This window comes from Treponema sp. OMZ 906, assembly GCF_024181185.1.
Taxonomy (GTDB): domain Bacteria; phylum Spirochaetota; class Spirochaetia; order Treponematales; family Treponemataceae; genus Treponema.
This window is the reverse complement of the sequence record NZ_CP051196.1, coordinates 1125998-1152956: the sequence shown is the minus strand read 5'-3', so window position 1 is coordinate 1152956 and position 26959 is coordinate 1125998. Positions and strand designations below refer to the sequence as shown.

The window sequence follows — 26959 nt, the reverse complement described above, 5'->3', positions numbered from 1 at the left end:
ACAAGTTTTTCTACTGAAAAACTTGCTTCTGCTCAATCCACGGACATCCTTGTCCGTTCTGCAATTACAAGGCGCGAACACGTAAGCCTTTTGAAATAGACGGTGCAGATACAAGGAGTTAGGCAAAAAAGTACCGCAGGCACGGTAAAAAATATACATCCTTGTATATTTTTTACCTGCGTGTTTGCAGGGCAAACACACTACTGACTAGAGCCACCGCCGTCCTTGGCGGAATTGATACGTTGAGGATTTTCAGAAGCGGCACGGATGCCGCTGGTTTAAACAGAAGCGATATTTCGGCTTTGCCGAAATTCGCCATTAAAAGTGTACAGGGATGTACACTTTTAATGATGCAACGAAGTAGATGTGCCATATATTTCAAAAGGACACTTTGAGACCCGGCACCACCGCCCTAATCTTATTATCGTACATTGCTTGCGCATGGATAGCCGGTATAAAGTATTCTCCTTTATAGGCAACCGTTGCATAGAACTTGTAGGTTACCGAATCCCTACGCGCTAAATCAAAGTAGGTATACACGACGTCGTCTCTGATGTCCTGATAGGCGAAAGAATCCGAACCGTCGCTGCTGTCCAAGGCTATCCGGTCGTTACTGATTTCCCAGCAGGTTGGAATCGGGAACGTCAGCGCGATATTTTCGATCTTCTTCGATGTTTGGTTCGCGACAAGAATTTTTATGACGAATGAATCCCCTACCTTCAAATTGGTAGGAGAAATCATGTATCCGTCGGAATTGAAGTACGAAACATCAAGGTCGATATTTTCATTCTGCCGCTGTTCCGTTCCCGGTACGGACATGCCTTCTGCGGTTAAAATGCCGTAGAGGATCGCTTTTCCGGTGTTCGTTACTTCGATGGTCTGTTTGTCCGCCGTTCCCGCAGGCAAGGTTTCGATAATAGAGGCGTTTTTAAGCTGTCCCTGTCGCGCCGCGCCGTTCGCCGTAACGGTATAGCTGCACGAGGCTGCATCGCGGTTTTTGTAATAGGGTAAAAGCGAGAATAGGAGCCATGCGGTCTCTTGCGTGCTGCACCAATCATCGGAGGAAAGTACGGATGCAACCTCGCGGGCTGCTTTCGCCGCCTTTACATCATCCTTCAGCAGCGTACATACCATCAAATAGAGTGCCTGTATGCGGGTGGACGAACCAAAAGAGCCGCCGGTATACCGGTAGGATGTCTCCTGTTTAGTCAATGCGCCCAATGCATCTGCAAATACATCCTTCGCCGTGTCATCTCTGCCCGTAAGCGAGTATGCAGCAGCCAGCAGCAGCGCGGCGGAAGCATCAAGGCGTTCATTTTTCAACCGGTTCATTGCGCCGATATTCGGGCTGCCTGCAAGCGCAAGCGAGAAGAGTCGGTATGCCTGTATTTCAGCCGAATCTTCACTATAGGATTCCCATTCCGCCGCGGAAGAAGCAAGCCAAGAGGTCAGCGGTTTTTTAATCGAATCGGGTACCGCATAGCCCTGCTTTTCTGCCTCCGTTAAAAAGTGGAGCGCATAGCTCGAACCCCATGCGGACGGCGCGCTGTTGCCCGGCCAGTACGCGAAGGCTCCCGATGCGGTTTGATACTGAGGATAGCGTTCGATAACCGATTGAATATGCTTTTGAATGCGCGTCTTTTCCTGCGGCGACAGCTGTACAAAGTCTGCGAGATACAGCTGCGGGAAACCGCCGGAGGTAATTTGTTCGATACACCCGTGCGGATACCGAATCAGGTAGTCGAGTCTGCTTGCTAAATTGAGCGCCGGTATGGAAGAAAGCTCCATTGAAAGTGTTGTCGAACTGACTTCTCCCGGACTTTGTACGCTCACAATCGTTTTTTCCGAAGGTTTCAGCGTAAACGGTGTACGGTAAGTAACGGGAATACCCCGTGCCTGTACCTCTACCGGCGTTACCGACTGCGCAAAACCTTTGCCTGTTTTTACAGCGGCGGTGAAGTCGGCAGTACCGGCCGCTTCCGTTTTTACCGTGAACGTAACGGTCGTATCCGAAGAAGCGGGAACCTTTACGGTTTTTTCAGCGTTAAAGGACGGAATGGCGCCTTTTGTATTCAAGGTGATTTTTGCATTTTGTGCAGAGTCCGTCCCGTTGAATACCGTTACGGGTACATCGATACGCTCATTGACACCGAGTGTGCGGGGGAGCGCGGCCTGTATCATAAGGTCGGCCTTTACGGGAACGGTCTTTTCCGCAATACCGTAAGCGCCGTTAAAGCCTGCAACCGCAATCGCCCGCACGGCTCCGACATACTCAGGCATATCGAACGAAAGCTGCTTCTTTTCACCGGCGGCGATCGTAAAGGGGCCGAGGTATTGCACCACCGGTTTGAACCGATTGCTGCCCCGTTCACGGTTATCGACAAGGTCTTCGGAACCGCCGATTGCAAGCAGCGTTTCAAGCTTTCCGCTATAGGCGTTCATAACATACTGATATAAATCCCAGCTCGAAAGCTGTGACGCTTCTTTCCTATAGAATTCGCGTCTCAGTTCCGGCCCGTGATAGTTCGTTAATCCTAAAAGCCCTTCATCGACAACAGCCAGCGTGAATGTCATCGGTTTTCCGTTTTGTTCGGATACGGAGATAACCGCTTTTTCGTTGGGCGCATAGACGGCCGGAGCGGTAATCACCGGATTGAGTTTCGTGGCGGGATTGTCGACCATCACCGGTACGATACCGTAAAGGCGAATCGGCAAACTGTTCGCCGTTTGCAAGTGTTGCTGCAATACCGTGATATGCACGTACACATTCGGCGCCATCGCTTCCGTTAATTTCAGTTTATACACCGTGGTATCTTTAGCGGTTTCAAGCCAATCCTGTTTGAGAATTTCGCCGTTCTTTTCTACCGTAACGAGGGCTCTGTTTCCGGCGCTTGAGGCAAACGAAACAGAAGCGGTTTCGCCCGTGCTATACTGCCGTTTGTCGGTGATGAGCGTAACCATCGCCGCGCTGCCCGAACCGCTTTCTTGAGCGCGTCCGGCCCATCCCGGCCAGTCGATATACACGATTTTTGCCGCACTGTGTCCGCGCCGCCCATCGGAGACCGTAACAAGATAACGTCCCCATGAAGGATATTTTATTTCAAACTGAAAGCTCCCTTTGCCGTTTGTAACGGGTACCGAGCCGCGTACAATTTCATAAGACGAGTTGCTGGAGACATACGTTGCGTCGGTGAGGGCGTCTTTTTCCCACCACCATTTCCAATCCAATTTATGAATCGTATATGACAGTTCGCCGGAAGGAACCGGCTTACCGTCTTGGTCTATCAGCAGTACATCGGCGGTATGTTGAACATCGGTTAAAAGCATTCCGCGGGCGGCATCTCCTTTCGGCAGCCGCAGACCGACATAGCGGCTGTACGGCGAATACGGGAAAGCGCTTTGTTCGGTAGAAAAGGCTCCCGACGGCTCAAAGATGCGGCTGACAAAATGCGCCTGTAGTTTTCCCGGTACGGGGTCATCTGCGCCGATGGTGAAATGCTCGCTGAATGTTGCCTTTGAGGCGCTATTCAGTGTTCCTTCCCAAATGGTTGAGCGGCCTAGTTCCATTTCTACCGACGGATTGGTAAAGCTGAAATCGGAATAACCGAAATTATCCGGCGCAGAGGTAAAGAACACGGCAACGTCTGCGTTGTAATTGGGTGCCGGCGCACCGTGCAGCCATGCCCCCGAAAGCGTAAAGTTGTTCGTACCGCTAGTAAGCATTTTTTTCTCAGGTTCCAGTTTAACCGACAGGCGGTTCGGGACGACCGTTTCAATGCGGAGCGGCCGCGTCCATTCCTGTCCGCCGATTTTTACCTTTGCTTGCCAGAGACCGGTTACCGCGCCTGCGGCGGTTTTTGTTTCCACCGGATAAAAGCCGTTTACCGAGTGGGTTAGGAGGCGCGACTCCGTTACCCGTCCGAGCGGGTCGGAAAGTTCAAAAGAGACCGGAATATCCGCCGGCAGGGTTTTCTGTAAATCCTGCAGCACAAAGGTCAGGTAGAGCGGATCACCCGGCCGCCATACGCCGCGCTCTCCGTAAATGAATCCCTTTACGCCGCCTACGGTTTTTTCGCCGCCGGTTTCAAAATGACTGACGCTCAATCCCGTTCCGGCTCCAATTTTCAAATATGAAGTCTGTCCTTTGTAGCTTGCCGCGATGAATACTGCCTTAGAAGCGTCTTCGAGTACTGCGGAACCGTTTTTATCCGACCGGAGTTCGGCATTTTTTGAGCCGACATACGAATAGCAGGTAATTTCCGCTCCGCTGATAGGCTGCGCCGTTTTGATGTCGGCAACACTGACGTACAGCTTCCCGCTCGTTGTCTTTTTCGCCATAATGCCGACATCTGAGATAAGAATATTCCGCTTTATCAAATTCTTACTATTGAAACGCGGAATGTAAAAAGCCGGATGATAGGGATTATTTTTATTTGACCAATAAGTATCCCGCTCATCATAATCCAAATCTTCCCAATAATTCCAGAAACTCTTTTCGTCGGGCGGCAAATCCGCTTCGATCATATCGGGAGGTTGCGGCAGCGAAGCAAACGCTTCATCGGCATCTGTGGGAATACGGTATTTGATATTCTTTTTTCTGAATGAAATGCGTATTTGAAACATCCCATGAGGATATTTTTTAGTGAGCGCCGACACATCGATTCCACGCGGAATATATTTATTCTGCATCGAATCGTCCCAATCGAATGAAACATTTTGCGTCCACACCGGCTCGCCCACGCGGTACAGTTCATCGGTTCCGTCCAATTCATTGACCTGCAAGAATTGAACGATGTTATGATCGTAAATAGCAAAAGCTTGTATTAAAAGACCGCTCACGTTCCGTGTCTCGACCGGTAGCACCGTCCCCTGTGATGACGGTAAGATAGTTCCGTCGGTCATAAAACGCACGGACGGCAGTTCCCAATTATCCGAAAGAGTGATAGTCCGCGCTGCGGCAAGGTAGATGCCGTTCGAGCTTTTGATCCCGTTTGAAATACGGATAGTTCTGATATTCCGCCAATTTGAATCGTCATAAATCGTCAGTACGTTACCTCTGGCTGATACGTTAACATCGTCGCTCCGAGAACCGTCTTCATTGTGAGTCGAAATAAAATCCTGTATATCTTGAGATGTGTCGAGCATTCGCGAAAAACTTACCAGTATGGTGTTCTTTTTTGAAGTATTGATATCGATAATCGAAAATTCATTTTCCGGCGGAATAGTAAATAATTTTTCGCCCGCAAATGCCGCATCCTGTTTTTTCGACAAACCGAGCTTCCGCCCCTGCCACGAAACCGATAAGCTCCGTGCCCGTTTTTTAATACTGATATTTTGGATAAAAAATTTCCATACCTTTCCCGACGAGCCTTGTTCCCATTGTATTGCGCAGGATCTTTTAAAAAAGCCTCCCGCTTTTGCCGAAACGCAGTGCCGGATGGTGTCCGCCGTAACGGGAATATCCGTAGTGATGCTGCCGCTGAGCGAATATGCCTCTTCATACTGATCAAGAGTTAATGTATCCAGCGCGACCTCGTAGGAAGGGGTATCGGCTAAAAAGACATGGCGATATGTTCCTTGTGCCGTATCTTTTCCGAACAACTTTGCGCAGTCTGCAGATAAGATGATTTTACGACCGAAAGAATAAGGAACGGACGGCGTAAACACAACCGTTTTGCTGTCTTGAAGTTCCCATGTTCCCGTCTGCCGGGGAGAAAACTGCAAAGCCTGTTCAGGTTCGCAGATAACATCACAGGCAAAGCTGACGGCAATAGGAGCAAGCCTTCCGATATTGGTCGGAGAAATCGCCGTAACAAATTCCTCCGTTCCGCTGTCCGCAGCCGTCTGCCGCTTATCGGCGCATCCGGTAAGGCTCATAACTGCGAATATAAACATTGCAGCGAGACACAGCGCTGCAGCAATGGGTATACATCTCATTTTTTTGTTTTTGACGTTTCTTGTCAGTATGTAGGAAAAAAGACCGGTATGGTTCATAGTACACTCCCTGAAATAGATAATAAATCAAATCTATCCAGCGGTCAATTACGGATTTCGCATGCAGGTACTCAATTTTTTTTTCTTGCGTTTTCGGATTTTGGACTCTATGCTAACACCATATAAACAGTATTGACTTTTTTATCAATAGAGCCATCGCAAAGCGGCTTGGCAAATAAATCTGTTCCGAATATGCTTCAAAGTCGGGGGTACCGGCATGGCAGTAGCCTTGTTCGGGGAAGAAGGTTTCCATGACGTACTTCCAGCCTTGGTGAATGCAATCAGGATGCCCGAAAGGCACCCGCTTAAAACTTAAAACGACCTGCCGCCTCCGCCGTGAGAGCGCCCGCTTGAAGATGTATGAGTGGAGCTTCCGGAACTGCCGCTTGAATTGCTTTTAGGCCGTACGGTACTTATCGTATTGGTACTGATAAGCGGGTCGTTCGTAGAAGCAAAGCGTACCTGTGTTTGTTTCGCCCGATCGTAGTACGGTTTTGCACCGGCTATTTTATAGCGTTTTAATAGAATCAAAAAGCTGATTAAAAACACGAAAACACCGGTACCGAGGGCAAATAAGAGTCTGCTTTTCAGCTTTGCGGCGGCCGCTTGTTCCGGTGATTGGATTATGGTGTGCAGCTTATCGATATATGCATTGATCCCGGCGGCATAATTTCCATCCGCTGCTCCACCGTCGATGAGCGCATCGAGCAGATCATCAATACGGGAATCGGTAACGGTATTGATCGTACGCTTACCTGAGGTTGAAATATGCGCTTTTCTTCCGCTGCCGTCGCCGTATCCTGTTACGATTAACAGCAAGATTCCATCGCGGTCTTCTCCGTAGCCGTAGCCGCCGTAATCAAAGAAATCATCTGCATAAGCTTCCGCTGTCAAATCACCGGTGTCGGCAACCAGTACCACTGACGCATCCGTTTTGAGGCTTTCGGAAAATTCCGTAAAGCGTGCCGCTATTTCCTGTTGTTCGCTGAGAGTTAGAATGCCCGCCATATCGACGACCGGTCGTCCGGCAAATTGTTCTATCGGAATAAAAAGTTCGTCTGCATCCCATTCGGTTTCGCTCCAATCAGCCTCGTCCGAAGTGCTCGTCTCTGCATAAAGAAGTATAAGGGGGAGAAAACAGCAAAAAAGAGTCGTAATGAGCCGTTTTCTGTAGGCATATTTTTTTGAACATGCCGACGTCGCCATCGTTACCATATAAACATCCCTCCTAAGAACATAAGCGCACCGAATACGACGCCGAGAAGCCCCGCTGTCAGTGCTGCTTTTGCCTTATCCAGCGGCAGCTCCCCGCAGGTTGTACCGGTTTGTCCGTTTACGGCAAAAACGTACGGCTTACCGTGATAGACGTATGTAAGAATCCACGAAGGGAGTAACACATACCGTTGCTCACGGACGGAATAGGCGGTTGAATCTTTTTCCGATTCAAAATGAGTACAAGAAGTAGATTCCTTTATCAGCGCCGCTGTGGTTTGTTTTGCTTGTGTCATTAAAGCGGGTTTTATTGCTTCTTTATCTTCGGTGTATTGTTCGGCAAAGAAGCCTGCCAAATACCCTGCGGAAAAATTTTTCATCTCCGCTTCATCGTAGGGAGTAATACTGTTGAGTAACGATTCGTCGATTTTTGAAAATGCAAGCTTTTGTAGGTTGTTTACGGCAATATCACCGGTGCGGTCGATTTTGTATTTATCGGTTTTTACATAGTCCCGGTCTCCGCTTGACCAGCGAGTAACGTTCACACCGACCGCATGGTAGTCAACCTTTGCATCGATATCCGCCTGCCAATACGGAAGGTAAATGCCGGTGATTTTTTCCTGCTGCATTTCGCTCGTAAAGCCTTTGGGTGTAAATTTCTTTTTGCCCGCCCATTCCAGAAATTTCTGCACAGCGGTCTTTTTATCAATCTTAAACGGGATAATGCGGTCGGGTTTAAAATCGCCCTTGAGCCGGTCGGTTATAACCACCGGGCTGTGGCAGTAGTAGCAAAAAGCCGCCGTTGAGGTGTCGCCCGCAACAACTTCCGCGCCGCAGTTGGCGCATTGGTACACCTTAACGGTCTGTCCGCTTTTTCCGCTGCTGTTGCCGGAAGCGGTATCTTTATCAGGAGTTCCTCCGCTGTCATTTCCCGTACCGGATTCCGGTGCGACATTATGGCCGGCAGAAGCATCACCGGCGCTTTCGTCTGCTGCAGCAGTTTTAGCTTGCAGTTTTTCGAGATAGGCAGTCAGTTCTTCTTCCGTATGCTCGGTAAAACAGTATCCGCATTTAAATTTGCCCAATCGCGGATTAAACTCAATCGGCGCCCCGCATGAGGGGCATTTGTAGTTCATCACACTCATAGTTGTTTCCCTTTAGAGGGCAAACACATCAGAAGTTGTTTAGTACCCCCACAGAATAGCTAGGCTGTTCAACCCGCCTTTCGCCACTTTGTGGCTGCAAGAGGGGTATTCACAGCCTAACTATTCTGTGGCATTTGGTCTATCCATCTGATGTGTTTGCCCTTCTTTTGAAACATAGATAAAGCGAAATTTTGTACAAAATTTCGCGGGACAAGAAGGCAACCGCTTTGGAGATTTTGTGGCGGTTGCATCGATTTCTCTTAGCTACAGCTTTGCAGTTCTGTTAGAGTTTAGCGCCACATTCCGAACAGAATTTTGTTCCCGGTTTGACTTCTGCGCCGCATGAAGGGCAATTATTTCCTGCGGGTTTCGGCGTGCCGCATTCCGCACAGAATTTACCGGTATTCTTGTGTCCGCATTCGGTGCAGAACCATTCGCCTGCCGCTTTTCCTTGAGCGGTTTGTCCCGCCGCAGCGGTTTGCTGCCCAGACTGTTGTTGAGCTGCTTGCTGCATGTGCATCTGCTGCATATTGGTTTGGCTTGCCTGTCCCATAAAGTTTCCGCCTGCGTTCATGCCCATCCCCATGCCCATAAATGCCATACCGGCGCCTGCCTGATTGGAACCTGCTGCTTCCATACCCCGCGCAATAGAACCCTGCACAAACCCTTCACGGATAGAAGGATCGCCGAGCATTGCACCTTTGTTTCTCATATTGATGAGTTCTTTGGAGCTGTCGTCATACGTGATGCTTGCGATACCGACTGCCAGCACCTCCATACCGCGCAGATCTTTCCACGAATCATCGAGAATCTGCGACATGTGCTTACTGAGGAGTGTTCCTTTCGACGGAATAAACGAAATCCGCTCGCCTTCCATCGACATTTGACTGATGGCCGCCTGCAATGCCTCTAAAAATTCGGTTAAATACTGCTCATTTATCTCGTCGATATGTACGTGTGTTGCATTTCGGGGGCAGGCTTCTTTAAAGAATTTGATGGGATCGGTTATCTTGATGGAGTAGTTTCCGAATGCCCGCAAAAAAAGCTCCGCATTATAGAAATTATCAAAATACTGAAGCGGATTAGGTGTGCCGAACTTAATCCCCTTGATTTCCTGCAAATTGATGTAGAAAACTTCCTGCTTCATCGGTGTTGTTCCGCCGAATTTAAAACGACTGAATGTTTCTTTTAAGGCATCGCCGAAGCCGCCGCTGAAAAGAGAGGGAGCCGAACTGTTATCAACCTTGAAATATCCCGGTTCCGCCGTGTAGTCGATAATTTTTCCGCCGTCTACCAGCATCATAAACTGATTTTGATTAACATGGATAATCGACCCATTAGAAATCACATCGCTTGAGCCTTTGGTATTCCTATTACGCTTATCCGTGCGCACCGGTACACCCTTTGCGAGTACGATGCCCTCACCCATATCATCCGCTTCGACAACCTCAAGCCACTGATCCGCTAAACCGCCGCCTACTGCGCTGAGCGCTGCTGTTATCAATCCCATTGCATTACTCCTCTCTGTTTGTAAGATCTCTATACTAATATTTTATAAGATCTATATTAGTATAGAAAGAAAGAATCGGTAAAGAGGGGGCGGTAAGTAGAACATGGAACTCAAGTTTTTAAAAAGGCTACTCAAAAAATAAGCAATAATAAAAGCATGGGATGAGAGGCGCGTTTGCGACGAATGATGTCTCATGGAATGCCGGGAGGTAAACTTCTTGCAGAATGTATTAAAATATGCTATAACAGCACTAGCTTGTAAACCGAGGTAAACAAGAAGAATACATTGATGCTGCAAAAAAAATTCTCTGTTGAAACAGTAAAACATCTTGTTTTATTTTTATTCCTGATAGCGATAACGATTTTTTCCATATTTATTGCTGTTTCGCTCGGCCCTGTTAAAATCGGATTGGCAAATACATACCGGATTATGCTGGGAAAAGCAGTTGTCCCCAATTTACTGACTGGTATTTCAAACGCTGCTATTGCGATTGTATGGAATATGCGTGTACCGCGGGTTTTACTCGGTTTTTTTACCGGTACAGGGCTTGCCGTTTGTGGATGCGTTATGCAGACAACGGTCAACAACCCGATTTCTGAGCCGTACATTTTGGGTATTTCTGCCGGTGCAACATTTGGGGCTGTTGTCAGTATCATTCTCGGCTTTATTTCTGCCGTAGGGCTTGGAGCCTTTCTCGGCGCGATTGCCGCGACCATATTGGTGCTGATCATCGCTTCATCACAGCGAAAGATGACCACGACAAGTCTCATCTTATCAGGTACCGTGGTAAATGCCCTGTTTACGGCGTTTGCCAATTTTATCATTTCAATTGGGGCAAATTCTGACAGTATTATGACGGTTAAGTTTTGGACAATGGGTTCTCTTGCCGGTACTTCATGGTCATCACTCCCGTTACCGCTGTTCGTAGTCAGCCTTTCGTATTTTTTTTTCTTCTTACAGTACCGCGTTTTTAATGCAATGATGATGGGCGATGAAGTCGCGATAACGTTGGGGATTTCGCTCTACTTCTATCGGTATCTTTTTATGGCAGTCATCGCGGTAATAACCGGTGTATTGGTGTCTGTCTGTGGAATCATCGGCTTTGTTGGGCTGATTACCCCGCATATTGCCCGTGCACTTGTGGGAGCAAACCATCGTAGACTCTTTCCCGTCGCGGCACTCTTGGGTGCGCTTTTTATTATCTGGGCGGATGTATGTGCACGAATATTGATTCAAAATGCGGAATTGCCGATCGGGATATTCACCGCATTGGTTGGAGCTCCCTTTTTTATCTTTATTGTTGCAAAGCATCAACGGGGAGCAGGGCAGTAATATGGATTTGATGTGCAAGGATGTCCACTGCAGTATCGCTCATAAAGAAATTTTACGAGGCATATCGCTCCATGCGGACGGGCATAAATTTTATACGATACTTGGCCCAAACGGGTGCGGTAAGACGACGCTCTTAAAAAATATCTACCGGATTATCAAACCGGACTCGGGTGCCGTGTATCTTGACGGAAAAGACATCCGTGCTGTCCGCCTCAAGGATTCGGCAAAGGAAATGGCGGTTGTCGCACAATTTAATACGCTGAATTTCAACTGTTCGGTACAGGATATTGTGATGCTGGGGCGGACACCTCATATCCGCTTTATGCAAACCGAACGGGAAGAGGATTTTACCATTATACAGGATGCACTGGCAAAGGTCGGGATGTTGACTCGAAAAGATCAGCCGTATCAATCGCTATCAGGGGGAGAAAAACAGCGGGTTGTGCTTGCCCGTGCAATCGCTCAGCAACCTTCTCTCTTATTGCTGGATGAACCGACCAACCATTTGGATATAAAATATCAGCTTGAGATATTGCAGATTGTAAAAGATTTACGGATTAACGTACTGGCTGTGCTGCACGATATACAGTTGGCATGCCGGTATTCGGATTATTTGTATCTGATGAAAGACGGGGATATTTTATATGAAGGAAGTCCTCGCACAACTATTACCGAAGAATCCATGCTGACGATCTACGGTGTTCGCTGCAATATCAGCTGGACAGAGGATTCGCAGGCGATGATTCACTATAGGGGGCCGCTATAATATCTTTGGCTATGCTATCTTTGATAGATAGAAAAGACATCGGCATCTCTAAAAATCTATATCTCAGTTTTTAGAGAGTCACACAACTCTCAGGAGGTTATTCAAATGAAGCAATGTATTAGTATTGCATTGGCTCTTTTTCTTGCTGCCGCAGTGAGTGCGGAAACGGCATATCCGGTCAGCGTTACCACCTATGACAAAGATGGCAAAGTAATAACACAGGTCTTTAAGCAAGCGCCTAAAAAGGTTATTACCAATAATCTTTCAATGACGGAAATGCTGATTGAACTCGGCTTGCAGGATCGTATTATCGGTATGCTGGATCCGGATAATGCAGTGACCGGTAAGTATAAGAAAGCGATCGATTCTATCCCTCATATCGGGAATAAGAAAACCGTTTCCCGGGAAGTGGTATTTTCGTATGAACCGGATGCAGTCCTCGGTAGAAACATGATGTTTTCCGAAAAATCTTTGGGTACGGTGAGCTTTTGGAATGAAAATGGTATCCCGATATATGCACAAAAAGCTTCGGTTTTAAATATCAAGCAAGACCTTCAAAATATTATCGAAGATGTGAGAAATCTCGGCATTATTTTTAATGTACAGGACAAGGCAGAAGCGTATGCAAAGCAACTCGAACAGCGTTTGAATGCTGTGCTGCAACATATTTCAACAAAGGGGACTTCTTTAAAGAAGGCGCTTATTATGTGTGCATATAATGGCACAACGTTCGGGGCGTATAAATCTGCATTGCAAGAAAGCCTTCTGAATGTACTCGGTTATACCAATATTGCAACGGGTACGTCAGGGCTTACGACAGAAAATCTGATAACTATGAATCCTGAACTGATCATCTATGTAACGAGCGACCGGAATAAAAAATTAGATGCAAATGCGGTTTCGTCTTTGCAGGCAAATGTAGTACTAGTTGACGTACCCGCTATTGCTCAGCGTAAAATTATGACGATTTCCTATGATGAGCTGATGGACTATGGTCCGGCTGTGCTGAATGCCTTGGAAGCTGTTGATGCCTTCCTGCGGAAGTAGCTTCAGCACGAAACGCGATATAACGAACCATATCAGTCTGTCCGGTATAGACATTACCGTGTCGGAACCTGCAGAATATAACCTGCAGCACCGTTATCCTGCGGTTTTTGTCAACGACGGACAGATTGAATATCTGGAATCACTGGCCCCGAGTATTTTTTTGTTCGGGCTGCACGCACGCAGCCGATTTGACGACTATACACCATGGGCTGCCGAGTCATTCCGCACCGATTGTCCTCCTTTTGGCGGCAAGGGCGCGGAATATCATCATCTATTGTTCAAGACACTACTGCCCGAACTGAAAACTAAATATCCCCTTGACGATTCGAGGCTTGCATATGGCGGCTATTCCCTCGGCGGCTTAGCTGCCGTGTGGAGTTTATTCGAATATACCGATATACCGTATATATTTTCCCTTTGCGGTTCGTTTTGGTATCCCGGATTTCCGGAATACTGCCGTGAACACAAAGTTTTGCATAGCAATGCCACTGTCTATTTGCTGAACGGAAAGAGAGAGGGCGGAAAACACGGCAACCGGTTAGAGAATACGCCGAAATACGCAGCAGAAGTACATCAGGCGCTTAGAATGCAGATAGCACATACAACCGTTGTGTTCGATCCGTTCGGGCATCACGATAAAATGTTTGAACGCTTCAGGGCAGTACAGCAGTGGCTTACCGAATGCTGGCAGCTATAGAACAATAATGATTCGTGCAAAGAATCAGTTAATCATAAAAAATTTTAGGCCTTCCAAATTTTTTTTAGTTTTTTCTTGCGTTTTATCCAATTCTATGGGATACTGAAAAGAGAGTATATTCTATCGGTGCTTGAGTACAAGCGTCCAAGTACTGTGTGTCAATCACATAAAACGGAGGGTTACCTGTATGTTATTAGTTGGAAATGGTATGCTTATCACCCGCGATCCGAACAAGCCTTTTATCGAAAACGGCTGTGTTTGCATTGAGGGAAGTTCAATCAAAGAGGTCGGTACCGATGCCGAATTGCGGGCAAAGTACCCCGCAGCGGAATATATCGATGCAAAAAAGCGGTGCATCATGCCTGCCTTTATTAACACGCATCATCATATCTATAGCGCTTTTGCCCGCGGCATTGCGTTAAAAAATTACAATCCGCAGAATTTCTTGGACATTTTGGAAGGGCTGTGGTGGCATCTTGATAATAACCTCCTTTTAGAGGATACGAAATACAGCGCTTATACGACGCTGATCGACTGTATTAAAAACGGCGTAACGACGGTTTTTGACCATCATGCAAGCTACGGCGAAACAACGGGAAGCCTTTTTACCCTTGCGGATGTTGCCGAAGAACTCGGGTTGCGGGTGAACCTTTGCTATGAAGTTTCGGACCGGAACGGCGAGGCTGAGATGAAAAAAGCGGTTGCAGAAAATGCCGAATTTATCCGCGCTTGTCAAAAGAAGAAAAATCCCAAGCAGGCGGCGATGATGGGGCTCCATGCCGCATTCACACTGTCGGATAAAACACTCGAATACTGCGCTTCTCAGCTTCCGGCGGGCGCAGGATACCATATCCATGTTGCGGAGGGTATGTCCGATGTGTTCGATTCGGTGCAGAAACACGGGAAGCGGGTTGTACAGCGCCTCTACGATTTTGACATTCTCGGTAAACACACCTTTGCCGTGCACTGTATCCACATCAATCCTTTGGAAATGGATTTATTGAAAGAAACCGATACGATGGTCGTGCATAACCCCGAATCGAATATGGGTAATGCGGTCGGCTGTCCGCCGGTGTTGGAAATCTTTAAGCGCGGCATTTTGATCGGGCTCGGTACGGACGGATATACGAGCGATATGCTTGAATCGTACAAGGTTGCAAATATCCTGCACAAGCACAACACCTGCGATGCCACCGCCGCATGGACGGAAATCCCCGAAATGCTGTTTACCAATAACGCAAAGATTGCCGCGCGGTATTTTGACGGTGAACTCGGCGTTCTGAAAGCGGGCGCAAATGCTGACGTAATCGTTACCGACTATAATCCGCTGACACCTCTCCATGCCGGTAACGCGAACGGCCACATTCTGTTCGGTATGAATGGCCGTAACGTGGTAACGACCATCGCGGCAGGCAAGGTGCTGATGAAGGATCGCGTTGTTACCGTCGCCGACGAAGAAGCCGTCTTTGCCAAAGCGCGGGAAGTCAGCGCCGCCCTGTGGAAGAGGTTGTAGGTAAAGAATAAAACTTGTTAAAGGAGGTAATATATGAGTGAAAAATATGTAGATGGCCTTTCCGCTATTCCCCAATCAGGGCGAAAAAGTTTTTGGTCTATCACAATGGTATGGACAGGTTTTATATTTGTTGTGATAAGCATGATGGCCGGAGGAGGCATGGCTGCCGGCTTACCGTTTAAAGATATTCTTTGGGTAACTTTCTTTGGTAACATTATATTAAGTATCGTTGCGATACTTATCAGTATTATAGCCGCACATACGGGACTGAGTTTTGCATTAATGAGCCAATTCAGTTTCGGAAAAAAAGGTTCGCGGTTAGCCGCTCTTTTTGTTCCTGTAATAAATCTGGGATGGTATACTATTCAATCCGCAATATATGGTCATCTAATCGCCCTTATTTTCGGTGTACAGGAAACTATTTGGGAACATATATTGATGATGTTGTCGGCTCTTGTAATGGGTATATTCGCATTATTAGGCTTTGAAGCACTGACAATTTTAGGCTTTGTTGCTATCCCTGCAATTATATTTTTGTCTATCGGGACTGCGACGAAGGCGGTTATGTATGCAGGTGGGTTACAGGCCGTAATGGCGATTGTACCGAAGAAGCCTATCAGTTTTAGTGCAGCCGTAACGATAACGGTCGGAACATGGATATTTTCAGCTTCAACTTGTATTGCAGATTTTATGCGTTATGCCCGTAATATACGGGAGGCCGTCTTAAGCTCGGTTTTGGGGCTTGTAGTCGGTAACAGTTTATTAATAATCTGCGGAGCATTAGGTGCGTATGCCTATAATGATAGTGATTTGCCGAACGTACTATTAACGATGGGGCTTGTGGTGCCGAGCATTATTCTAATGACAACGAATATATGGACAACGAACGGTGGTAATTTATTTTCGACCGGAATAAATCTTGCCCATACTTTTCATACAAGCAGTAAGAAGGCCACAGCCTTTGTTCTTATCTTTTCCATGGTATTAACTTTGATAAAACCGCATGAGATCGGCGCTTTTTTCGTATTTTTAAATTTCTTAGGTACGGTTATCCCGCCTTTACCCGGGATTATGTGTGTTGATTACTATATCCTTAATAAACGAAAATATAATGATATTTCTATGGAAACGTTAAAAGATTGGAATATCATTGCATGGATTTCATGGATATGTGCAGCTGTTGCTGCTCGCTTCATACCTTTCGGCTATATGCCAATCAACGGCATTATCTGCGGAGGTGCTATCTATTTTTGTTTGATGAAAATATTTAAGGTGCATACTTATACGGTTTTAAATGATATGGATAGGGGGGATATTCATGAACGATAAAAATATTACAGTCTATAAGATTTTAGCATGGATCGGAATTATTCTGATGGGTGTTGCTTCTTTTTTGGCTTGTCTCGGTAATACTCCTGCTATGGTTACGGCTGGAAATGTAATATTAATCCTTAGTATTATTATAACAACATGGGGATTTACTTATTGGCGTCCATAAGGAGAATCATGTTTAATTAATTGATACTTTTATTAGAGCAGATGTTCAAAGATATCGAAAGAGTATGCAAATCGATATTTTGAAAATAAGGGAGAAAATAGAGTATGAGTGATAGAATGAACCCGATACCATTCAAGAATTTGATGGAATGGATTAGAACGGAATATCAAACTGAGGGGACGATTTTCGGCGTTAAAAAACTGTACCGCGCCGATTCCAAACGCTATTTGGAGCTGTTCGGGCAGCGGTTTGAAAATCCGCTCGGGCCGGCTGCGGGGCCGCACACACAGTTGGCGCAAAATATCGTGGCTGCGTATGCTGCGGGCTGCCGGTTCTTCGAGCTAAAGACTGTGCAAAAGTTAGACGGAGAAGACCTGCCGGTTGCAAAGCCGTGTATCAATGCGGCGGACGAATGTTACAATGTCGAATGGTCTACTGAGCTGCGCGTACCGCAGGCTTTTGACGAGTATGTAAAGGCGTGGTTTGCGCTTAAAGTGATTTCGCAGGAATACGGTCTCGGCAGTCCCGACGGTTTTATCTTTAACATGAGCGTCGGCTACGATCTTGAAGGGATTAAGACCCCGAAAGTTGACGCCTTTATCGAAGGAATGCGGAATGCATCGAATACGCCGGTGTGGAAGGAATGTACCGACTACCTTTTAAGCCATACCGATTTGTTCCCGTCCGTGTCGGAAGCCTTCCTCCGCGGGTTGCCGACGCAGGTGTGTACATCGATTACGCTTTCTACCTTGCACGGCTGTCCGCCTGCCGAAATCGAACGCATCGCGATGTACCTCATCACGGAAAAACACCTCCATACCTATATCAAGTGTAACCCCACGCTGCTCGGCTACGAGTTTGCCCGCGACCGTATGAACAAGATGGGCTATGAGTACGTTCAGTTTGACGATCATCATTTTAAAGACGATTTACAGTTCAGCGATGCGGTACCCATGCTTGAGCGTTTGCTGCAGGAGTCTGATAAGCGCGGACTGATGTTCGGGGTTAAGATTACCAACACCTTCCCCGTAGACATTGCCCGCGGGGAATTGCCCGGACAGGAAATGTATATGTCGGGGCGGTCGCTGTTTCCGCTGTCTATCGCCGTTGCGCTGAAGCTCTCGGAAGTCTTTAACGGAAAGCTCCGTATTTCTTATTCGGGCGGCGCGGATTACTTTAACATTACCGATATTTACGAAACGGGAATTTGCCCCATTACGATTGCAACAACGATTTTGAAGCCGGGCGGATATGCCCGTTGCCAGCAGCTGGTTGGCGAGTTGACAGCAAAGCCGTTTCACAAGGATTTTTCCATCAACGTGGAAAAACTGCGCCGCCTTTCAAATGCCGTTGTTGAAAACCCGCGTCATCGCAAATCGGTTAAGCCTGAAGCGTTCCTCAAGATTCCTGCAAAGGTGCCGCTTGCCGACTGCTTTGCAGCTCCCTGTATTTCCGGCTGTCCCATCAATCAGGATATCCCCGCCTATATCAGACTGACCGGCGAGCAAAAATACGAAGAAGCGCTCCGTGTTATCACCGATAAAAACCCGCTGCCGTTTATCACCGGTACGATCTGTAATCACCGCTGTATGACCGGCTGTACGCGCAATTTCTATGAAGATCATGTGCATATCCGTGCCGTTAAACTCGAAGCGGCGCGCCATGCCATCGAAACTTTGAAACAAAACATAAAGGCGCAAAAACCGGCGCAGAAAAACGGAGCGAAGGTTGCCGTTATCGGAGCCGGCCCTGCCGGTCTTGCAGCCGCCTATTTCTTAACTCGCGACGGAGCGGATGTTACCGTGTTTGAAAAGAAAGCGCGCGCCGGCGGTATCGTGCAGTACGTCATCCCTGAGTTCAGAATCCCTGCCGCCTCGATTGGGCAGGATGTTGAGCTTGCATCTTCCTTCGGCGCCTCCTTCGTGTATAACAGCGAACAGCGTTCCGTTGAAGCGCTCAAAAAACAGGGCTTTACCCATGTTGTGTTTGCTATCGGCGCGTGGAAGCAGAGTGCGCTGGCTTTGGAAAAAGGCGCGGCAGCAAACGTTATCGAATTCCTTGAACAGGCGAAGCAAGCGCCCGAAACGCTTAAGCTGGGGAAAAACGTCGTGATCCTCGGTGCGGGAAACACCGCGATGGATGCAGCCCGCGTTGCAAAGCGTACGAAGGGGGTTGAACATTCCTTTATCGTATACCGCAGAACCAAGCAGTTTATGCCCGCCGATGCGGAAGAATTGGAACTTGCCTTGGAAGACGGGGTTGAATTTAAAGAACTGCTTGCGCCGGTTTCGTATGAAAACGGAATTTTGCGTTGCGAAAAGATGAAGCTCGGTGAACGGGGCGCAGACGGCCGGCAAAAACCGGTACCGTCGGGTGAGTTCATAGACATCCCCGCCGACACCGTAATCGCATCTATCGGTGAAAAAATCGACACCGATCTCTTTGCAGAATCCGGCATTGCGCTGGACGGAAAAGGAAGAGCGCAATACAATCCCGCTACGTTTGAAACGAATGTGAAAAATGTATATGTCATCGGGGATTGTGCTGCGGGGCCTGCCACGGTTGTACAAGCTATTGCCAATGCAACCAAAGCGGCGAGGGCAATTATCGAGTCGGTAAAGGCGCAGGCGTGGACGGCGCAGTTTACAACGCTGAACTACAACCCTGTTACCGCATCGGCGTACTCAAAGCGGGCAATTTTAATGCCGATGAACCTTGCCGCCTCCGACGGCGTTGCAAAAGAAAGCATCCGCTGTTTGGAATGCTCGACTGTCTGCGAATCCTGCGTCGATGTGTGTCCGAACCGCGCGAACCTTGCGCTCACCGTACCCGGTATGCGTATGAAGCAGATTGTTCACGTGGACGGTATGTGTAACGAGTGCGGCAACTGCGCGACATTCTGCCCCTACGAGAGCGCTCCGTACAAGGATAAATTCACGCTGTTCCACTCGGAAAAAGACTTCCTCGACAGCACAAATGAAGGCTTCCTCTATCTTGATGATGCACGCAGCCGATGCAGGGTGCGGCTCTCCGGAGAAGTCCGCGACATCACGCTTGCAACGGAAACCGCTCTTCCCAAAGAGCTCTTGCAGATTATCAATGCGGTAAAGACGCAGTACGCGTATTTACTGTAGAGTATTTTCAAAAACGTGGTTAATTTTTAGAAATGCCTCATCAGCACAGCTGCTAACGAGGTGAGAAAAATTAAAAGGCAACCGTATCGAAAGATGCGGTTGCCTCGTCTTCGGCAAAACAGTGACTGTATCTTTTCTCACATTCCTTAACAATGCGTTTTGCTTGCCTTTAGTTCCGTATTCTACTATACTAACGATATGCAAACGCGCTATTTTACCGTTACCGGTATGAGCTGTGCCGCCTGCTCCGCAAATGTAGAAAAAGCGGTAAGTCATCTTGCCGGTGTAGAGACGGTGCAGGTCAATCTCTTAACAAATCGGATGACCGTCACCTATAATCCCGATACCCTTAATACCGATACCATCATACAAACGATAGAAAAAATCGGTTACGGAGCATTTCCGCTGTCTGAAGAAAATCCGGTGCGACCGTCTGTTCAAAAGACTGATTCTGAAATCGCCGATGCTGAAAAAAAACAATTCATCTTCTCCCTTTTCTTTCTGATTCCGTTGATGTATGTGTCAATGGGACGGATGCTCAAGTTGCCGCTTCCCCCCTTTTTTGCAGGAGCCGAGAATGCTCTCATCTTTGTCTTTACGCAATTTCTGCTCACGCTGCCGGTTCTCATACTGAACCGCCGTTTTTTTACTAACGGACTTACGAGCTTATATCACCGCGCACCGAATATGAACAGTCTTATCGCTGTCGGTTCCGGCGCCGCAGTGATCTACGGAGTTTTTGCGCTGTACCGGATCGGATACGGCCTAGGGCACGGTCAATTAGATGTCGTGCAGCTCTATATGAAGGATCTCTATTTTGAATCTTCAGCAATGATTTTAACGCTGATTTCCTTGGGAAAATTTTTGGAGGCACGGGCAAAAAAGAAGACTTCAGAGGCATTACAAAAATTGATACAGCTCCGACCGCAGACAGCTCATGTATTACGGAATGGTACGGAAATTGAAATTCCCGTCGAAAATATTGTGATTGGCGATGCCATCGTTATCCGCCCGGGGCAAACCTTACCCGTTGACGGTACCATAATAGAAGGAAGCACATCACTTGACGAATCGGCCATTACCGGAGAAAGCATCCCGGTCGAAAAGACTGTTGGAGATTCGGTGATTAGCGCCTCGCATAATTTATCGGGCAGCTTTACTTTCCGGGCGGACAAAGTAGGGAATGACACGACATTGGCGCGGATTATTGCGCTCGTCGAAGAAGCATCCTCATCAAAGGCTCCGGTTGCAAAACTGGCTGATGTTATCAGCGGCTATTTTGTGCCGATTGTCATGCTGATCTCGCTTGTTGCCTTTATCTCTTGGCTTATCGCAGGGGCGACTTTTGAGTTTGCACTTTCGACCGCTATTTCCGTGTTGGTTATTTCCTGTCCCTGTGCGCTTGGCCTTGCGACGCCGACTGCGATTATGGCCGGTACCGGCAAGGGTGCTCAGCTTGGTATCCTCATCCGTTCCGCGGAAGGACTCGAACTCGCTCACCGCATTACCGCTGTTTTGCTCGATAAGACAGGGACTATTACGGAAGGAAAACCGACGTTGCAGCGCATTGAAGTATTTTCCGAACGCTACACCGACAATGATATCCTGTGGGTTGCCTACAGCCTTGAACATTTATCCGAACACCCGCTTGCCCATGCAATCATCCGGGCAGCAGAAGAAAAAAAACTATCGCCGTTTAAAGTGAGTGATTTTATGGCGATACATGGAAAGGGAATCTGCGGAACGGCTACAGTCGATGAGCTTAACGGAATCTCGTTAATCGAAAATGTAAGAATCGGCGCCGGAAATACGAAACTCTGCAAGGAATTGGCTATTCCCATATCGGAAGCGATCCATACGCGGCTTGCGGAAGCTGCCGAAAAAGGCGCTTCTCCGTTGTTGGTTATAATAGGGGATGAATGTGTCGGGCTTATTGCCGTCGCCGATCCGGTAAAGGAAGGCAGCATTCGAGCCATTCGCGATTTCCATGAAATGGGCATCCATACGGTTATGCTTACCGGAGATAATCAACGGACGGCAGAGGCTATCCAAAAAATTGTCGGTATCGGAGATGTCGTAGCGGAATTGTTGCCGCAGGATAAAAAAGCAAAAGTCGAATACTATCGCTCGAAAGGGTTTTCGCCGGCTTTTATCGGTGACGGCATTAACGATGCTCCTGCACTGACTGCCGCAGATGTCGGTATTGCGATCGGCGGCGGCACGGATATCGCTATAGAAAGCGCCGATATAGTTCTGATGAACAATAGTCTTGAAACGGCAGTCACTGCAATTCAGCTTAGTAAGGCTGTTATGCGTACCATTAAACAAAATCTGTTCTGGGCGCTTTTTTATAATTCGTTATGTATCCCGCTTGCGGCAGGTCTCTTTTATACCGTATTCGGACTCAGGCTCAGTCCCATGTTTGCCGCCGCTGCAATGAGCTTCAGCTCGGTGTCGGTTGTTAGCAACGCATTACGGTTGAACAGATTCCGTCCGAAACGCATTGCGCAGGAGGCTCATAATATGCAATACTGCGGTGCTGTTCCTACCGGTAAAAAGCATGATGATACAAAACCGGAAAATATAACGCATAAGGAGAATATTGATATGAAAAATATCACGTTGACTGTTGAAGGAATGTCCTGCGGGCATTGTTCCGCTCGGGTTGAAAAAGCGTTGAACGCTATCGAAGGGGTATCGGCAAAAGTCGATTTGGGTGCAAAAACCGCCTCCGTTACCTATCCCGATTCCGTAACAATCGATGCGCTCAAAGCTGCCGTAACCGATGCAGGCTATTCGGTAACCGGCTCACACTAAAGAAATCGGATGAGATTACCTACGGCGTATATCCTCTCTCATCTATTCATTATGTGTAGATTTCGGCATTCGCTTTGCATTCTTGTCTCTTTTCTCGTGCTTGCTCCGCTTGTACCGGCGGCACCGGTAAAAATTACTTTTTCTGCCGATAAGCTGCAAGGCTCTGGTGGAAAGGGACAAACTTCGACCTCACTAACCGGTAACGCAAAGGTAAGCGTTGATTCCCTCAATATTTATGGGGAACGTATCGAATTGTATGGTAAAGATTACCGATATATTAAAGCGAGCGGGAATGTAACGGGTGAGGATGCCGAAAAAGGATTTACGTTTTCCGCTGCCTCGTTATCTTATGACCGCGAAACGGAAGTTGCTGAGTTCATGGGGCAAGCGAAGGTTGAGGATACCAAAAATAAGGTGGAAACATCCGCCGAACGTATTGAGTATAATCAAAAGAATGAAATTATTCTTTTGCAAATGGCTGTAAAATTAAAGAGCAAGGGTATTGCTTGTGATTCGCTTTTTGCCGTGTATAACCGGAATACTTCTATGCTTGAATTAACGGGGAAGCCTACGGTTAAGAAAGGAAAAGATGAATTTAAGGCTGCTCGAATTTCAGTCAATCTTGATACCGAGGATATTAAACTTGAAGGAAAGGTGAGCGGCTCGGTTACCGAAGAAAAAGAAGAAGAAACAACAAAAACGGAAACTCCCCCAAAGGGAGCGATTTCGTCAAAGGAAGAAACAAAAACACCATGAGTGACGACCTTAACGATTTGCTCCAAGAAGATGTACTGCAGCATGATATTGAGCATTCCGAACAAAATACGGAAATGGCATTGCTTAACGCCGAACCGCTTCAAGATGCCGAGAGTAATGATAAGCCGGCACGAAGCGATTTCTTGTATGCCTCTCGGTATTCTATAGATGCTTATATGTCTAAAAGCATATTACGTGTGGAAGGCTTGAATAAATCGTTCCATAAAAAACAAGCTGTCCGTGATGTCAGTTTTTCTATGGCACAGGGAGAAGTCGTCGGACTGCTCGGACCAAACGGTGCGGGGAAAACGACGAGCTTTTACATGATTGTCGGCTTCTATACGCCAAACTCCGGTAGTATCTACCTTGACGATCACCGTATAACCGATCTTCCGATGTATAAGCGCGCTCGCATCGGTATATCCTATTTGCCGCAGGAGGCTTCCGTATTCCGTAAACTCTCCGTCGAGCAAAATATCGATGCTATTTTGGAAACACGAAAAGACTTAAGCCGTGCAGAACGAAAGGCAAAACTGGATGCGCTACTGGAAGAATTCGGTATAACCGCCAATCGAAAACAACCTGCCTATACTTTGTCGGGTGGAGAGCGCAGGCGTACTGAAATTGCACGGGCACTGGCTATCGAACCTAAGTTTTTATTACTCGACGAACCCTTTGCCGGTATTGATCCGATCGCTGTACACGATATTAAGCTGATTATTCGATTACTTGCCCGCCAAAATATCGGAGTGCTTATTACCGATCACAATGTCCGCGATACCTTGGAAATTACCGATCGTGCCTATATCATCAATAAAGGTGAAATCGTGGAACAAGGGCCGCGTCAGAAGATATTGGACTCCGAGATTGCGCGGAAGGTTTATCTCGGTGAAGAATTTAGAATGTAGGGAAATATTATGAAATATATTTGGCTTGTAGCAGGATGCCTTTTTTTAGGGCTTGGCGTACTTGGTGTGGCTTTGCCTATTTTGCCAACCACCCCTTTCGTGCTTGCCGCATTGTTTTGTTTTGCAAAAGGTTCAGATCGTATGCATAGATGGCTCCTTTCTACGAAGCTGTATCAAAAGCATGTTAAAAAGTTTAATGAAACCCGTACAATGACGCTCAAAAGTAAAATAGTTATTTTAGGGTTCGCTTCTTCAATGTTGATTGCCGGGTTTTATTTTTCAAAGAATATCTATGCCCGTATTATCATCATATTGCTGATATGCATAAAATATTATGTATTTATCTTTAAGATAAAAACCGCCCCCGACCCGACAAAAGAAAAGGTGCAGGAAGCGATTGTTATTGATTCTGATCGGTAGAACCGGACGAGTCTTCCCTCTCATTCACTGGAAGTTCGGTTTCTTCATTATTAGAATTAGACGCTTGAACTTTTACGGAATAAAGCTGCATGGTAAGTTTCTTCCCCATACCGTCTACTGCTAAGGTAAGGTCACAGGTAAAAGGGCTGAGCGTACCCGTCAATACAGCCTGCGGCTTTGACATCGCGACCTTATAGATTCCGGTAAGACCGTCAATAATATATCCGCCGACTGTATTTTGTATTATTTCCTCTTGAGGAATAATAAATTGAAAAGATGAAGAGAAGGGCATCCTTCCCAGTTTGAATTTATCCGACCGTATTTCAATATCTCCCGATGGGAGTGCCGTTACGATCAGCATTACTTTATTTTCAACTGATTCTTTGTCTATAGTACTGTAAATCGTTTTTTCTGCTCCATTGGAAAGAGCCTTAACATTGACTATTTGACGATATAACACAGTACTTTCAGCGCTGAATACAAGAGCAGCGGCACTCAAATAAAAAAAAGTTAATAAAATTTTCATGTGTTGTATCATAATAATGACATAAAAAATGTCAAGGTACGGTTACAAGCATTGTACACGATACCGCAAACATAGCCTGCCGCATTATTCCTTATAGACCAACTTGATGGGGCAATGGTCGGAACCCAATACATCGGCTTTAATTGATGATTCGCAAATATTCGGTAAAAAGGCGTTGTCTACACAGTGATAGTCTATTCTCCACCCGATATTTTTCTCGCGGGCATGGAAACGGTAGCTCCACCAGGTATATTGATGAGGTTCCGCACAAAAATGCCGGAAGGTGTCGGTGTATCCCGCCTGCGTAAAGGTATCCATCCATGCCCGCTCTTCGGGTAGATAGCCGGGATTTTGCTCGTTTGCTTTTGGATTGGCAAGATCTATGGGGTTATGCGCAATATTGTAGTCCCCGCAGAGTACGATATGCCGACCTTCTTTTTGCAGTGCATTACAAAACTCAAGCATCGCAGCACAAAAATCGAGCTTATAGCCGAGCCGAGCTCCTCCTTCTTGGGAATTGGGAAAATAGGCGGAAATAACCGATACTGTCTTAAAATCGGCTACCAGCACTCGTCCCTCATCGTCAAAGGCGGGAATGTTCATCGTGCGGATATTGAGCGGTTCCTTTTTGCAGAAGACGGCGGTTCCCGAATAGCCGGGCTTTTTTGCCGCCTGCCAATATGTTTTATAGACGCCTTCTTTCCAAACAGGGTTGATCAATTCTGAAGTCAGCTGCTCTTTCCGAGCCTTTGTTTCCTGTAAACAGAGTATGTCGGGGCTTTCGATATAAAGCCATTCCAAAAAACCTTTTTTTTGGGCGGCGCGGATGCCGTTTACGTTCCACGAAATAATTGAAGTCATAATCGGTATATGCCATAAAATCGTAAAATATGCAATGAGGTATTCTCCATCGGAATTTCACACAATAAAAACTCCGAAATATCGGATACGAAGTAAAAATTATAAGTACGGGGAAAGAGGCTATTGACAAATTCGTGGTTCCGCCGCTTAAGATACCGTCCTTTATGCGCAATATTGCAAACCAACTTACGGCACATGACTATAAGTCAAAGCTGTTTGTTATTTCCAACGGCATCGCTCCTCATTTTAGCTATCTAAAAACAAAAAAGCCTGCAAAATTACAGAATCGTTTTGTTATTTTGGTTATAGGAAGGCTTTCTAAGTCTCTGTAAGCTTAGCCGTATTTTTGCCCGCTGGGGAAGTTCTTCTCCCCGTATGAGCACGGTATCATTTATCGTGATATTTTTGAGATGCTTTTGCGAATGGATCCAATTAAACTCTTTGAACACGCTGCCTTCTATATGTTCCATATAGATAAACCCGTCCTCATATCGGTAAGTACAGTCCATCTCCGCCGGAATACCGGCACCGAAACCTTGAACGGCAATGGTAAAAAGTTTAAACGTATGTTCATCGGTTACCCGATAAAACTCTTTCCACAAGATATGTTCAAACGAATGTTCCCACTCAAACGAAAGAACATCGCCTATCTGCACTGTCTGTATACAATATCGTTCTTTCGTTACCTGATTTGAAATTTCGACAGACTCACTGGAGGAACAGCTTGTCAGCAGCAATACGAAAAAAATAAACGGACACGCTTTATGCAAGGATGTTCGCATAGGCATGAGCCGCAATACAACAAAAAGCCGTTCCATCCAAC

At 46.8% G+C, this 26959-nt stretch carries 20 protein-coding genes; 12 read left to right on the top strand and 8 right to left on the bottom strand.

Translation table 11 applies throughout. From position 1 onward, the window contains the following. Positions 1 to 378: 378 nt before the first annotated feature. The 5 genes from E4N69_RS05090 to E4N69_RS05070 form a co-directional block, all read right to left on the bottom strand. Positions 379 to 5994 carry an alpha-2-macroglobulin family protein gene (locus E4N69_RS05090; protein ID WP_253824708.1) on the bottom strand — a complete coding sequence of 1872 codons (5616 nt, stop codon included), beginning with the start codon at positions 5992 to 5994 and terminating at the stop codon, positions 379 to 381. Positions 5995 to 6106: 112 nt separating this feature from the next. Then, entirely contained in the window at positions 6107 to 6295 is a 189-nt protein-coding gene (locus E4N69_RS05085; protein WP_371922369.1) for a GyrI-like domain-containing protein, read from the bottom strand. An 11-nt stretch (positions 6296 to 6306) separates the two neighbouring features. After that, entirely contained in the window at positions 6307 to 7209 is a 903-nt protein-coding gene (locus E4N69_RS05080; RefSeq protein ID WP_253824706.1) for a TPM domain-containing protein, read from the bottom strand. Next, positions 7203 to 8351 carry a TFIIB-type zinc ribbon-containing protein gene (locus E4N69_RS05075; protein ID WP_253824705.1) on the bottom strand — a complete coding sequence of 383 codons (1149 nt, stop codon included), beginning with the start codon at positions 8349 to 8351 and terminating at the stop codon, positions 7203 to 7205. The genes E4N69_RS05080 and E4N69_RS05075 overlap by 7 nt, the downstream gene beginning before the upstream one ends. Positions 8352 to 8634: 283 nt before the next feature. After that, positions 8635 to 9861 carry an SPFH domain-containing protein gene (locus tag E4N69_RS05070; protein ID WP_253824704.1) on the bottom strand — a complete coding sequence of 409 codons (1227 nt, stop codon included), beginning with the start codon at positions 9859 to 9861 and terminating at the stop codon, positions 8635 to 8637. Positions 9862 to 10149: 288 nt separating this feature from the next. On the opposite strand from E4N69_RS05070, the gene E4N69_RS05065 reads away from it, so the two are divergent. From E4N69_RS05065 to E4N69_RS05010, 12 genes are all read left to right on the top strand, one after another. Further along, complete coding sequence (locus E4N69_RS05065; RefSeq protein ID WP_253824703.1) at positions 10150 to 11193, top strand: FecCD family ABC transporter permease; 1044 nt, start codon at positions 10150 to 10152, stop codon at positions 11191 to 11193. A 1-nt stretch (position 11194) separates the two neighbouring features. Then, positions 11195 to 11959 (top strand): ABC transporter ATP-binding protein, encoded by a 765-nt coding sequence (locus E4N69_RS05060; protein ID WP_006189453.1) that lies wholly within the window; start codon positions 11195 to 11197, stop codon positions 11957 to 11959. A gap of 105 nt (positions 11960 to 12064) precedes the next feature. Next, positions 12065 to 13006 carry an ABC transporter substrate-binding protein gene (locus E4N69_RS05055; RefSeq protein WP_253715478.1) on the top strand — a complete coding sequence of 314 codons (942 nt, stop codon included), beginning with the start codon at positions 12065 to 12067 and terminating at the stop codon, positions 13004 to 13006. Further along, positions 12969 to 13703: an alpha/beta hydrolase-fold protein gene (locus E4N69_RS05050; protein ID WP_253824702.1), complete on the top strand. Its 735-nt coding sequence runs from the start codon at positions 12969 to 12971 to the stop codon at positions 13701 to 13703. Before E4N69_RS05055 ends, E4N69_RS05050 begins: the two co-directional genes overlap by 38 nt. 187 nt (positions 13704 to 13890) lie before the next feature. After that, positions 13891 to 15216: a putative aminohydrolase SsnA gene (gene ssnA / locus E4N69_RS05045; RefSeq protein WP_253824701.1), complete on the top strand. Its 1326-nt coding sequence runs from the start codon at positions 13891 to 13893 to the stop codon at positions 15214 to 15216. A 33-nt stretch (positions 15217 to 15249) separates the two neighbouring features. Further along, positions 15250 to 16545, top strand: a complete 1296-nt coding sequence (locus E4N69_RS05040; RefSeq protein WP_253824700.1) for a cytosine permease — start codon at positions 15250 to 15252, stop codon at positions 16543 to 16545. After that, positions 16535 to 16714, top strand: coding sequence for a hypothetical protein (locus tag E4N69_RS05035; RefSeq protein ID WP_253824699.1), 180 nt, complete (start codon positions 16535 to 16537; stop codon positions 16712 to 16714). The genes E4N69_RS05040 and E4N69_RS05035 overlap by 11 nt, the downstream gene beginning before the upstream one ends. 104 nt (positions 16715 to 16818) lie before the next feature. Then, a complete protein-coding gene (gene ygfK / locus E4N69_RS05030) occupies positions 16819 to 19848 on the top strand; it encodes a putative selenate reductase subunit YgfK (RefSeq protein WP_253824698.1) in 3030 nt (1009 codons plus the stop codon). Positions 19849 to 20046: 198 nt separating this feature from the next. After that, positions 20047 to 22665 carry a heavy metal translocating P-type ATPase gene (locus E4N69_RS05025; protein WP_253824697.1) on the top strand — a complete coding sequence of 873 codons (2619 nt, stop codon included), beginning with the start codon at positions 20047 to 20049 and terminating at the stop codon, positions 22663 to 22665. 9 nt (positions 22666 to 22674) lie between these two features. Then, the gene (locus E4N69_RS05020) at positions 22675 to 23421 is read left to right on the top strand and encodes an LptA/OstA family protein (protein ID WP_253715473.1); all 747 of its coding nucleotides are present in this window, start codon (positions 22675 to 22677) and stop codon (positions 23419 to 23421) included. A 176-nt stretch (positions 23422 to 23597) separates the two neighbouring features. Continuing rightward, positions 23598 to 24329: an LPS export ABC transporter ATP-binding protein gene (lptB, locus tag E4N69_RS05015; protein WP_203232462.1), complete on the top strand. Its 732-nt coding sequence runs from the start codon at positions 23598 to 23600 to the stop codon at positions 24327 to 24329. Between the two features lie 9 nt (positions 24330 to 24338). Continuing rightward, the gene (locus tag E4N69_RS05010) at positions 24339 to 24749 is read left to right on the top strand and encodes a YbaN family protein (RefSeq protein ID WP_162663309.1); all 411 of its coding nucleotides are present in this window, start codon (positions 24339 to 24341) and stop codon (positions 24747 to 24749) included. Here the strand turns inward: E4N69_RS05010 and E4N69_RS05005 are convergent. The 3 genes from E4N69_RS05005 to E4N69_RS04995 form a co-directional block, all read right to left on the bottom strand. After that, complete coding sequence (locus tag E4N69_RS05005; protein WP_253824696.1) at positions 24730 to 25275, bottom strand: hypothetical protein; 546 nt, start codon at positions 25273 to 25275, stop codon at positions 24730 to 24732. The genes E4N69_RS05010 and E4N69_RS05005 overlap by 20 nt on opposite strands. A gap of 84 nt (positions 25276 to 25359) precedes the next feature. Beyond that, the gene (locus E4N69_RS05000; protein WP_253824695.1) at positions 25360 to 26136 is read right to left on the bottom strand and encodes an exodeoxyribonuclease III; all 777 of its coding nucleotides are present in this window, start codon (positions 26134 to 26136) and stop codon (positions 25360 to 25362) included. Positions 26137 to 26414: 278 nt separating this feature from the next. Beyond that, the gene (locus tag E4N69_RS04995) at positions 26415 to 26954 is read right to left on the bottom strand and encodes a DUF1850 domain-containing protein (RefSeq protein ID WP_230978082.1); all 540 of its coding nucleotides are present in this window, start codon (positions 26952 to 26954) and stop codon (positions 26415 to 26417) included. Positions 26955 to 26959 lie beyond the last annotated feature (5 nt).